Here is a 12,124-nt window from a genome sequence, read left to right on the forward strand (position 1 = left end):
ATTTACTCTTTGTCACTCAAAGCCAGCAGGATAAAGCGCGCGCGGCGTTCGAGAAAAGCTTGCTGCCATCATAGTTGGCAGCAAGCAGAGCAAGTCAGCTTCTCAAGAACTGTTTGAAGATCACGCCGTCGTGCGCTTGATGACCAGTGGCCCATAACCCTGGCAAGCAGGCATCATCTCTATGTGATTGATATTCACATGCGCAGGCAAAGTTGCTATCCAGTAGGCTGTTTCAGCGATATCAACAGCGGTCAGTGGTACTGTGCCTTCATACACCTTGGCCGCAGCATCGTCGTTGCCACGGAAGCGTACATTGGAAAATTCAGTGCCGCCACAGAGGCCAGGCGCAATATTAGTGGCACGCACTCCTGTACCAACCAGGTCAGCACGCAAATTGCGGGTGAACTGGTCTACAAAGGCTTTGGTGGCACCATACACATTACCGCCCGGGTAAGGAGTTTCACCAGCCACTGAGCCTATATTGATGACCGTACCAGTACCACGTGCCACCATGTCTGGCAAGACTGCTCTGGTGACTGTCACCAGACCTTTGGTATTGGTATCTATCATGGTATCCCATTCATCCTGGGAAGCCAGATGGGCAGGCTCAGTCCCCAAGGCAAGACCGGCATTATTGACCAGCACATCAATATTTTTCCATTCAGCGCTCAAACCTGCCAAAGCCTGCTTGATGGAATCTTTGCTGGTCACATCCAGTGTGACTGGTAACAAGGCTGAACCGAGTTCAGCTTTCAAGGCGTCCAGTCTGTCAGTGCGACGGGCGGCGGCGATGACTTTATGCCCTTCGCGGACAAACTTACGCGCCATTTCCTCACCAAAACCTGAACTTGCGCCTGTGATTAATACGATCATGCTGAATTCCTTAAGTTTTTGTAGGTAATTTGTCTAGCTGACTTATCAGCCTCAATACATACTATTTTAAGTGCTTTTGTCATCCAATACTCATCCAATACTTGAGCGCCTAAAATTTCGAGATACATACTTGTGTGAAAATTAATTTTTCCAATAGCAACTCTGACACTTGCCCATTCAAACACCATCACGTAAAATCTAGTCACCATTTCATTTCACGTGACTGGCGAAACGGCCAACTCTGCTCTCTTTTGTAATTCCGACGAGCAAGAATTCTGGCCAAAGATGGAGATCCATCGGGAAGCGTGAGATTTCGGAGTCAATCTGACTCCAGCCGTGCGCCTGGGTAGCCTGATGGTAAAAGCAATGAGGCTGCCCCATATCCGTTTCAGACACCTCATTAACAACAATCATTGTTTATTTACAGGAATAATCAGGAACCGCCATGTTTGCAAAAAATCATACCCTCGCCAACGTAGATCCAGAACTGTTTGCTACGATACAAAAAGAAAACGTCCGTCAACAAGAGCATATCGAGTTGATCGCCTCTGAAAACTATTGCTCCCCAGCCGTCATGGAAGCCCAGGGCTCCCAGTTGACCAACAAATATGCTGAAGGCTATCCAGGCAAACGCTATTACGGCGGTTGCGAACATGTGGATGTAGTCGAGCAACTGGCTATTGACCGCCTCAAGCAATTGTTCAACGCCAATTTTGCCAATGTACAACCTAACTCTGGCTCACAGGCCAACCAGGGCGTATTCTTTGCCTTGCTGAACCCAGGCGATACCATCATGGGCATGAGCCTGGCTGAAGGCGGTCACTTGACCCACGGCATGCCTTTGAATATGTCCGGCAAATGGTTCAATGTCGTGTCTTATGGCCTCAATGAGCAAGAAGATATTGACTACGATGCCATGGAAAAACTGGCACGCGAAGCCAAACCAAAACTGATCATCGCCGGTGCTTCCGCATTTGCGCTACGCATAGACTTTGAGCGCTTCTCCAAAATCGCCAAAGAAATCGGCGCTTACTTCATGGTCGACATGGCGCATTATGCTGGCCTGATCGCTGCGGGTGCGTATCCTAATCCTGTGCCTTTCGCTGATGTAGTCACATCCACGACTCATAAGAGCCTGCGCGGCCCACGTGGCGGTATCATTTTGACGAATGACGAAGCGATTGCCAAGAAGATCAATTCTGCGATCTTCCCTGGTTTGCAAGGTGGCCCGTTAATGCACGTTATCGCTGGTAAAGCAGTTGCATTCAAAGAAGCGCTGACGCCAGAGTTCAAGGCATATCAGGAACAAGTCGTCAAGAATGCTGCTGCACTGGCAAACACTTTGACTGAACGTGGCCTGCGTATCGTTTCTGGCCGTACTGAATCTCATGTGATGCTGGTTGACCTGCGTCCTAAAGGTCTGACGGGCAAAGAAGCGGAAGCCATCCTGGGTTCTGCTCACATGACTTGCAACAAGAACGGCATTCCTAATGATCCGCAAAAGCCTATGGTCACTTCTGGTATCCGTTTGGGTAGCCCAGCTTTCACTACCCGTGGTTTCAAGGAAGAACAAGCCGTTAAAGTAGGTAATTTAATTGCGGATGTACTCGATAATCCACATGATGCAGCGACGATAGAACGTGTGAAGGCTGAGGTCAAACAATTGACTGATGCATTCCCGGTGTATCAAGCTTAATTCATCAAGTTTAATATCAAGCTTAATTCATCAGGCTTAAAATCAGGCTGAACCAAGCAAACTGAAATAAGCAGGCTCTGGAAGCACAATAAAAAGCCACTCAGACGAGTGGCTTTTTTATAAAAGCAATAGAATAAGCAAGCACTAAGCCTATAAGTAAGTAAGCCAGTAAATTAACGGATCTCTATACGCCATGAAATGCCCATTTTGCCACCACGATGACACCCAGGTCATCGACACCCGCGTTTCAGAAGAAGGTAATGTCATCCGCCGTCGTCGCCGTTGCGCCGACTGTGACAAGCGCTTTACCACCTATGAGCGTATAGAACTGGTGATGCCCGTCATCGTCAAGAAAAACGGCAGCCGCACAGAATACGAAACCGCCAAACTGCGCGCCAGCCTGATGCTGGCCCTGCGCAAGCGCCCGGTATCAGCCGAAGCTGTCGAAACAGCCATACAAAGAATAGAAGAAAAATTATTATCCAGCGGAGAGCGCGAAGTCATGTCCGGTCACCTGGGTGAACTGGTCATGCGCGAATTGAAACGCCTCGACAAAATCGCCTACATCCGCTTCGCTTCTGTGTACAAAAGCTTCGAAGATGTATCGGAATTCGCCGAGGCGATACAAGAGGTCAGGAAGAGCTGACCTGCAAATAGTTATATCTATTTATACCGGAATGTATCTACAGTAAACCCATGCAGAATGTCATTTTCAATTATTGAAATACGATTAAGGGGAAATCGATTATCGAAGGACTTTTCTGGACACTTCAATAAATTCAGGTCGGCGAGCTGCAGCGCTGAGTGATACCTCAATTACAAATTGACTCTTTACAGCAAAGTCGCCAATCAAACCCGGCGCAAATTTCATTTTTAAAAATTGCTCCTTCACAATTCGTGTGGCTTCTTCTGATAATTTGCTCTCCTCAATTTCGATGTCGTCAATATCACCATTTTCGTTGACTAGCAGACGTAGTTGCAGGGGTTTTTCTGGAACCTCATCCATGGTCAAAGTAAGATTAACGCTAGGTTCCACGTTATCCTGCACAATTGGAGGGGTGGTCAACTCTTCAATATGATGATAATAGGTTCGCAAATTCGCATTTTGTACCAAAATCGGAACACTATTGCGCTGAACTTGCACCTTTCTAAATCTATCCAGTTGATTTTTGTATTGCAGATTTGCATCAGAAGGAGTCTTATTGGCGACTTGCGGTGTATCTGATTGCGAAGTGTCAGAACTTATGATGCTAACTTCCAAGGGCTTGGCAACATCCAAGTTTGCCATCACCCTATCAGCACCACCATTCTGAGGGTTTTTACCCATGATGAGAAAAACCAATAAGCCATGCATTACCAATGAAAGTCCGAATGCGATGGCGGGGCGCAAAACCTCGTTTCTTTTAAAAATATAACGCATGGATTTGAATTGCGATACCACTTACTTACCTCTCATTGACTCCTTCATTCTAAAGGTTAGTTCCAAGGCACATAAATACGCATTGATCACTGTCTTATTTATTCCAGCACGTTGAAGCACCACCAGATCCAGTTGCTCCACGGACGCCAGCACTAGTCAAGGTCAAGGTGCTGCAAGTCGTATCGTTGACTTGTCCATTTACAGGCACAGCTTGCAAAGTAAAGGCCGTTGATGTGGGATTGGCAGTAAAGGATAAATTATAGTTTGTCTTTGCTGATGATCTTGGCGTTGTATTGAAAGGGAGCTGCGCTGTAGTCAACGCCGTGCCTGCTGGCAAGACTGCATAACTGTTTGTGAGTGAGTAATTTCGCTCCATCCATTGCTGCAACTCAAGCAAGTCACCTTTAGCGGCGTTTCTATTGCCGGCCATAACATATTCTCTATAGTTAGGAAGTGCGACAGCAGTAATAAGGCCAATAATAACTACAACGATTAACAATTCTATCAGGGTAAAACCACTCGATTTTTTGTACATGATCTATTCCAAAATTAAATGCCCCCGAAGCATCCGGGGGCTTGCATAAAGGCTTAGCGAATTTGCCGCCAAGAAAACCTTACACCTGTTACAGCAGATTTGTTTAATTCAACCCCTGCGAGTCCGCCAGTGTAACCAACCCTTGCGCCACCAACTTTTACAATGGTTTTCTTGCCGCTTGACACCACAGAACTGAAGTATGGTATCCCCATTCCCAAGCCTCCCCAACTGCTGATCGTGACGGGAGTACCTGAAGTATTATCTACTACAGCAGCGCCACTGTATGCATTAAAGATATTCACATATCCAGTGCCTGGCAAGCAAGCGGTTGCAGGTGTAAACGAGCTGACCAGTACAATACCCGTATCTGCAGGCATAATCGAGTTCACGATACTGCGCTCGCCGTTCGTATTTGGCATATCAAAATACCAGCCTTTCTTGCTCGCGAAGTTGACAGCATTAGACGAGGTAGTTCTGAAAAAATCTCCGGTATTGACATCTGCCGCAGTTGTGGAAGTGACCGTTTGTGCCACCAAGTCAGCTTTTGTAATTGGTGTTGCTGAGAAAGTATCGGCGAATCCAAATACTGTCTGCTGAACAGTTGTATTGTAATCTGCCCTTTCCATATATTTTCCTGTGCCAAAAACAACTGCCCATGCGCCAGGTACCAAAGCATGCGGTGCCACTGCAGGTGCAGCCGTGATAGGTTGCGTAGCACTACCTGCAAATACCTTGGAAGTTTTCCATGTGTTGTCGCTGGTATCCCACCGCACACGCCACATATTCCCCTTCAAATCCCCTGCCCAGATAGTGTCTACCCAACCACCGCCTTGTGTAGCGACTGGCAGTGGTGTTGCCAGGCCATTGTCACCCAAAGATCCTTCAACCACTATTTTGTTAATTACCGAACCGTCATTAGGGTCAAGCATGTACAAGACTGCTTTTCCGCTAGTGCTACCAAAGCCATTGCCAACGATAACCGCCCACCTGCCATTTGCCGTTCCATCAGGGATCTTGGTAATTTGCAAGACCTGTCCAGAGATAGGACTTTGTGCAGGCTGATTATAGCTATAGCCCATATCCGTCGGCGCAGCACTATCAGAGAATTCCCATTTGGAAATCGAAGATGCATATGTCTCAGTAAATTTAGTAGGATCAGTAACATCAAGTGCAAAGTAACCTTTGCCACCAGCGCCATAACTACCAACCAATAATGTCGCCCAACCGCCACTCAACTTTACATCACCGATCATCGGTGTCGAATCCACATAAAACTCGTGTGTATAAGTAAGCGTTGTCAAAGCTGAAATTTTTGGCGCTGAAGTAGCTGGATCGATCTCCAAAAACTTACCTGGAACATAGGCAAACAGTTCCTTACCTTTACCTGCCGTCGAAGCATCAAAAGCATGCAACATGCCATCATTTGCCCCTACATAAATAACTGGTTTCCTGTTTACGTTAGCAGCAATAAATGCAGAATACCCGGTGAATGCATCGCCCGCATAAAGTGCATTTGGTGCACCTACATATACCGGGCCTGACCCAACAATGTCACCCAATTTGGTTTTAAGACGGGTCCTGAATATGCCCCCGACCTTGTTAGACTCTTTGGATGAATCACCTCGTATGTAATTAACTCTGTCAACACCCAATAATGTTGGGGTATCAGTGAGCCCTGTCGTTGTATTGATGTCCATTGCTGCTTTGTCTGTTCCTGACAAATTAGCATATTTAAAAGCAACACCAGCACCGCCGGAACGACTAATAATTTGACGGGCTGTATCAGTTTGGTAGGTGGAATATGCCGTAGCCGCCGTTGGATCCAGCCAAGCCGCAGCATCCCATGTTGGGGTAGCATCACAAGTGGCAATAGGAACATTAAATCCACATGCTTTTACTGCGCCACGACCGCCATTAATCAAAGAATAGCTTGCATAATAAATTTCTTTGGCTGTCGCGATCGATACACCGGATGTTGCCGGTGCAGCACCATCTCCCAAACTACCTGCTGCAACAATTTGCTGAAACACATTGCTCAAACCAGTCTTTAATCCAACAGGATCATTGCCTGCATACCAATTATCTGGCGTACCGTTACCATCCTTATCCCAAGATTTTATCAAGCTGCCTGTCGCTTGCAGGTTGGGATCAGTGTAAGGCGCTTGTGTCAGAGTTGGATCAAAACCGCCATATTTGGCAGCAGTAAACATAGGTGTTACCGTTGCCCCTGTCTGCACTGGATTTTGACCGTTAAAAGGTTCCATGACGTCAACAAAGAAGCTCGTGACCGTCTGTTTTTTGCCCGAAATACGCTGCGCAGCCTTGTCTGGGCGAATATCGTTAACGTGGGCCCAATAAGCCATACCACCCAGATACCAGCCAGCAGATCGACCAGGTGAGGAAGAAGCAGTAATGCCGCCATTAGCCTCAAGTGTTGCCACTGAATTAGCCCAAGTCGCAAAATTAACTGCCGTGCCAGGAGATGGCGGACTCTCTGCTGGTACTACACCTCCACAGTTAGCACTACCGCCAGGCACCCTGGTGTCACACCAATTATTAACGTCACCAATAGTAACAATGAAATTCTGCTGGCAAGAACTGGTTACAGGATCATTGGCGGCAACCGTTGCATCAAAATTAATTACTGGAAATCCATCTGCCATTGCGGCAGTTGGGGCCGCGATGGCTTGCGGTGTCGGGCTTATCTTTCTTAAATAGCGCAGTGACTCATAATACAATTCAGCCATAGGGTCATAGCCTTTATATCCGCTGGCATAGCCAAACTGATTCAGGTAATTGATAACGCCACTATTAGTGGCACCCGTTGTGGCAGCCTGATCAACACTATCAGGATTACTAGTGAACACACCTGTAGTGGCACTCCATTCCAATTTTGGATTGGCAGTTGAGATGGCAATCGGATCAGCAACTGTTGGACCTACCGACTTCATCCGCGCACGAAGCACAGCTCCTTGTCTTGATTGCGCAGGATCATTTAAATATCCAAATGCGGAAAAACGCATATTTTGGTTATATTGCTGCATCAAACCTTCAGGTTTATAAGTCCCGCCGGTTTTGGTGTAGTCTGCGCAGTTTGTCTCGAGCCCGGCAACCTTGTCACACACCTTTACGCGAACATGATAACAAGTCCAGGCAGGATTGTTGTTGTTGTTAGCTGCCTTATAGTCAGTTACCAATTGCGAACAGGTATCAGTAGCCATTTGCGCAGTTGACAAATTAGTTACCGTCACGTTTGCGCCTGCCTGCACCAGCATTTTATCCCCCATGTTTGCGCTACGATAGGTCTGCTGTGTTGCTATGTTCGCATCAGTCGTAGTTGCCGACCGGTTCGGGAAATAGCTTGAGGTGTTACTTTGGGTATCGTTGTAAGCCCGCTGCAATACTGTTGTTCCTGGTATATCAATAATTCGGTTACCACCTGTCAGAATTTGCCGAAACTGATCCAGATTGGCCATCGATACCCAATTCAGCAAATTGCCTTTAAAGGTACCATTTGTGCAAGCGCTAGGCGAAAAGTAAAAGGTAACCGCACTGTACGAATAGCATTTTAATGGATCAAAATAGCCATAGTAGGTCGTAGCAGACGAGTATGTTGGTGAAGATGATGCAGCATTGGCTGCCGCATAACTTGCCGCATCCCCCGTAGGAAATTCCACAGACAGTGCCAACACAACATTGGATAATGCCCGATCAATATTTTCCAAAGGCATTTTGGACGGCGTTATACCTGCAGCATTTGATGCCGCTGTCAAAGCTCCGATAAAACAGCCGAGCACTACTTTTTTAAGAAGCGCGCTAGGCGAAGAATGGGTATTCATCATTTCTCCAGACAATATTTAAGTCAATGAGGAGCAACTACGCTCTGCAATATCACAACAGTATTGGGGTTTTGTCCAACTGCACGCACGGTAATTCGAATAGCTACACGTGCAGAACCAGTCGTCCCGGCAAAATCAGGAATGAGTCCACCAGGCGGGAAAATTTCCATGATATATCTTGGCTGCGCGGCGACATTTGGTATCGCTGTCGCGCCAGTATATTTGCCGTAAGGAGTGGTTGGGTTAGTGCCCGTTGACCCAGTTTGCGGAGCCCAGTTTGCAGCAGTGTCATCCCAAACTGGTACGGCAGCTGTTGCATTATCCAAAGGCAAGCATTGTCCATCAACACAATCAGGAGTCCAGGTCTGGCGCATGGTAGTTGTCCACACCCAAAAGCCATCTCTGAGGTTAGTGTCATCAGGTCGTGCAGAAACAGGGCGACAAGTTACACTACCAGCAGCCCCGCCACCTGGACAAAAAGTCGCATTATCAGCCAATAAACTTGCAAGATCACGTTCGGCATCACGCAGAGCAAGTTCAGCTGCTTGCAAAGCGATATTACGATCACGCAAATTATTTGACATGCGTTCTTGCAAAGTACTGCTTTGCATAGCCGACAGACTCAATAAAGACAATCCCAATAGCAATACCACGGTCAGCACAAGAGAGATACCGCGCTGACGTTGAATAACGATTTGATTTGGTCGAGAACGTGATTTCAGGCTTAATGAGCTCATGGCAGCACATCCGGAGAGGTAAGTATATTATTGCGCAACGCAAAGGTTGTACGTGCCACTTGACGGTAAAGTAAGTCAGGTAAAGGTGTATTCACCCCCTTACAGTTAACATAATTTGTCACACCAGGCGATACATTCTTAGCAGTAGAGACTGTTTGCAGGCATACTCGCACTGATAAAACTCGAGACCAATCGGTTACGTTGTCTGCTGTCACATATTGCGCTACAGCACTGTCCCCTGGAACAGTAGTACTGACAACTAAAGGTGCAATACCGTAAAGGATATACATATCCTCCACGCCTTCTGCGATCGGCTTAGGTTTGGTCGGATCGCCGTTACCAATACACATTAAGCGCTTGCTTGTCACATCAACATAAAATTGATTGATAGCCAAAGGTCCTTTCGGGCTCGCTGTTGCAGAATTAACATCATTGCCACCACAATCAGCTCCACGCCCTGTATTGGCATCGTAAACGGACATAGTATCAATAGCCGCGGACGCTGCCTGAACCATTCCTGCAGCGGTACCTTCGCCACTATCAAGTACCTGATACGCTACCGTCAAAGCACTTGGCCCGCTCGTTGTACAAGTCCAGTTGGCAATTTTCAATGGATCAGCACTCGCAGTAAAAAGCCCCTTGCATCCCATAATCCCATGTACCCTATTTGCTCCACTACTATACTCAGGCGCATTTCCAAAATACATTGTCAACAAATCTGAATTGGTCCTGGCTGGATCGCTTTTCGACAACCAGGATTTATTAGCCGGCTGCAACAAATTTTGTCGCGTCCCAGGATTATTCACAGAATCAACGAATCCAGCTAAGCGAATGTGATAACCGAGCACTTCCATTGCGGCTCTCATGGTTTCTTGTTGGCGTGAGTCACTATCTTGATATTTGAATGATCGTGTGTTTGCGATATACAGGCTTGTTACTGCAGCCGTCATAACAAGTCCGATAGTCAATGCAATCATCAGCTCCAAAATACTGAAGCCAAATTCCCGGTGTACGGCAGAACGAGTCATTTGTTATCCTTTAATTTATGGAATAAACGGCGTGTTCAAACAACGCACACCAACAACCGCTGGAGCAGGACACAATGGGTCTGTTGCACTTGAATCAACCAAAGTCTTTTCTTTCCACATAACAACTATATTGAAGGCTGTCGCATTATTTGCCGTTGGCACCAAAGCACCAGCACCATCTGGCAAGCTCTTGGCAACATCATTGACCCATTCAGACAAATCACGTGTCGCCATGTCCGTTGAATTACATTCTGAGCCACTTCCACAACCAGGGGCGGTCGGTATATTACCTACAGCTGCTGTGTAACCATAATTTCTGGTGTAATTACCCGCTTTTACGGCAGTCATGTTTGCGCGCATTCTGTCAGACAACTCCAACGAGAGCAGCGTTGCTCGTGACCGTACAGAAGATTCTTTATTAAATTTTAAGGCAGTTATTTGCATGGAAGCCACGCCCAATGCACCTATGGCAAAAATGACCATAGTCACTAATATCTCAACCATAGCAATACCCAATTGCTGCTTTAGCTTTGGATTAGCAATCAATTTTGTTTTAGATAACATCTTGATCCTTTAATTTCCGCAATAAGTATCAGCAGCCAATTCCGTCGGCGTATCAACCCGGGGACGTCCCTGTGAATTTACACACACAGTTCGACAGTATGATTGATCAGTACCCGCCGCAGGGCACATGGTAATTTTCCCACCAACGAATGTAGGTAGCGATCGCCCCATTCCAGAAAAAGTAATACCTTGTGTAACACCACCAGAGCCCACAGCAGTAGTATTACCGCTTAATATCGGATAAGCACGGATCACCGTTTCACCGGCATTTACAACCCCGTTATAATCAGGATCGGCAAAGACTATCCATCCAACAGCCCAATTATTGCCTCCTGCCACACAAGTAGCACCATCTGCACTTTTGCATATTGTGACGCCACTATTCCTTTTGACCGCTTCAGAACGAGCTAAATTAATAGCCCCGACAATGTCACTTGGTTGCGCGTTCATGCGAGCACCAGTAATAAATCCTCTGACACCTGGCACGGCAATTGCCATTATGGTGGCGAATATCGCAATAGCAACCAACAACTCCACAAGAGTAAATCCCCGCTCTTTGTGATTGAATTGATTGATATCTGACTTGCTCATTAGAGCCTTCATAATAACTTTCTGTTGAAATATTGCGTGACGACAAGTCTTAAAAGTTAGTTGATATTATTTGATATTAAACTCTTGATAACAAATAAATATTGATTTTAACTAACGCAACCGTATGTGAAATAAGATTCACTATAGCAACTTGCTCAAGCGATTAATAGCATAATAGCGTGCTTAGGAACAACAAACATTCTTAAAGGGACGGATGGCGGCATTTATCAGACAATCGGTATATCAATATTACGCATAAGCTCTGGATCAACATAGCAATCCCCGACTGGCAATCACTGTTCTGGTCTACCTCTTGTCTTGAACTCCCCAGCACTTAACCAGCAGTACTGGTAATGCTGGCAGCCAGTTGTGCAGATTGCAAGAGAGTTAGCCTAAACATCGTCGCTCCAGCGCAGGCTGGAGCCTAGCGTCGTTGGTTGATGAGCCGTGGCAACAGTAGTGATTCAGTGACGGAGAAGCGGTGTGGCCTGCAAACAGATAAAAAACCAAAGCCCCAGAGTAAAAGCAGAGATTTCTCTCTATTCTTGCCTTTCTCAGTGGAACCCTGTGGTGCGGCAGGAAATTCGAACGGCATGCTGTTCGCCTGCGTAACGAAGGCTGCTTGCAAGCAGCCTTTCCTTCCTCCGTGCCTCTGTGTTGAGAGGTCTTGACCTTGTTTTTGTTTGCTGCGGTCCGGAACATTTTCCGTTCGCGCAAAAGCAAAACCCCCACTCAAGTTCATGAGTGGGGGTATGCGGAATAAAAGCCTGACGATAACCTACTTTCACACTGGTTGCAGCACTATCATTGGCGCGTAATCGTTTCACGGTCCTGTTCGGGA

Annotated in this window: 10 protein-coding genes and 1 riboswitch; of the genes, 2 read left to right on the top strand and 8 right to left on the bottom strand. The window is 46.7% G+C overall.

Features of this window, described 5'->3' with window-relative positions:
• Positions 1-120 precede the first annotated feature (120 nt).
• Positions 121-873 carry an SDR family NAD(P)-dependent oxidoreductase gene (locus ACO0LD_RS24535; RefSeq protein WP_423010848.1) on the bottom strand — a complete coding sequence of 251 codons (753 nt, stop codon included), beginning with the start codon at positions 871-873 and terminating at the stop codon, positions 121-123.
• Positions 874-1,082: 209 nt separating this feature from the next.
• Positions 1,083-1,228: riboswitch (ZMP/ZTP riboswitch) on the top strand.
• A gap of 90 nt (positions 1,229-1,318) precedes the next feature.
• On the opposite strand from ACO0LD_RS24535, the gene glyA reads away from it, so the two are divergent.
• On the top strand, positions 1,319-2,569 hold the full coding sequence (gene glyA, locus ACO0LD_RS24540; RefSeq protein ID WP_423010850.1) for a serine hydroxymethyltransferase: 1,251 nt from the start codon (positions 1,319-1,321) through the stop codon (positions 2,567-2,569).
• Between the two features lie 193 nt (positions 2,570-2,762).
• Positions 2,763-3,215: a transcriptional regulator NrdR gene (gene nrdR, locus ACO0LD_RS24545; protein WP_423010852.1), complete on the top strand. Its 453-nt coding sequence runs from the start codon at positions 2,763-2,765 to the stop codon at positions 3,213-3,215.
• A 99-nt stretch (positions 3,216-3,314) separates the two neighbouring features.
• On the opposite strand, the gene ACO0LD_RS24550 is transcribed toward nrdR, so the two are convergent.
• From ACO0LD_RS24550 to ACO0LD_RS24580, 7 genes are all read right to left on the bottom strand, one after another.
• The gene (locus tag ACO0LD_RS24550; RefSeq protein ID WP_423010854.1) at positions 3,315-3,989 is read right to left on the bottom strand and encodes an energy transducer TonB; all 675 of its coding nucleotides are present in this window, start codon (positions 3,987-3,989) and stop codon (positions 3,315-3,317) included.
• Positions 3,990-4,083: 94 nt separating this feature from the next.
• On the bottom strand, positions 4,084-4,524 hold the full coding sequence (locus ACO0LD_RS24555) for a type IV pilin protein (protein WP_423010856.1): 441 nt from the start codon (positions 4,522-4,524) through the stop codon (positions 4,084-4,086).
• Positions 4,525-4,577: 53 nt separating this feature from the next.
• On the bottom strand, positions 4,578-8,366 hold the full coding sequence (locus tag ACO0LD_RS24560) for a pilus assembly protein (RefSeq protein WP_423010858.1): 3,789 nt from the start codon (positions 8,364-8,366) through the stop codon (positions 4,578-4,580).
• Between the two features lie 20 nt (positions 8,367-8,386).
• Positions 8,387-9,100 (bottom strand): pilus assembly PilX family protein, encoded by a 714-nt coding sequence (locus ACO0LD_RS24565; RefSeq protein ID WP_423010860.1) that lies wholly within the window; start codon positions 9,098-9,100, stop codon positions 8,387-8,389.
• Entirely contained in the window at positions 9,097-10,128 is a 1,032-nt protein-coding gene (locus ACO0LD_RS24570) for a PilW family protein (protein ID WP_423010862.1), read from the bottom strand. The genes ACO0LD_RS24565 and ACO0LD_RS24570 overlap by 4 nt, the downstream gene beginning before the upstream one ends.
• A 15-nt stretch (positions 10,129-10,143) precedes the next feature.
• On the bottom strand, positions 10,144-10,692 hold the full coding sequence (gene pilV / locus ACO0LD_RS24575) for a type IV pilus modification protein PilV (RefSeq protein ID WP_423010864.1): 549 nt from the start codon (positions 10,690-10,692) through the stop codon (positions 10,144-10,146).
• Positions 10,693-10,701: 9 nt separating this feature from the next.
• Complete coding sequence (locus ACO0LD_RS24580; RefSeq protein WP_423010866.1) at positions 10,702-11,283, bottom strand: GspH/FimT family pseudopilin; 582 nt, start codon at positions 11,281-11,283, stop codon at positions 10,702-10,704.
• Positions 11,284-12,124: the final 841 nt, after the last annotated feature.

The organism is Undibacterium sp. Ji83W (assembly GCF_049340385.1).
Taxonomy (GTDB): domain Bacteria; phylum Pseudomonadota; class Gammaproteobacteria; order Burkholderiales; family Burkholderiaceae_D; genus Undibacterium.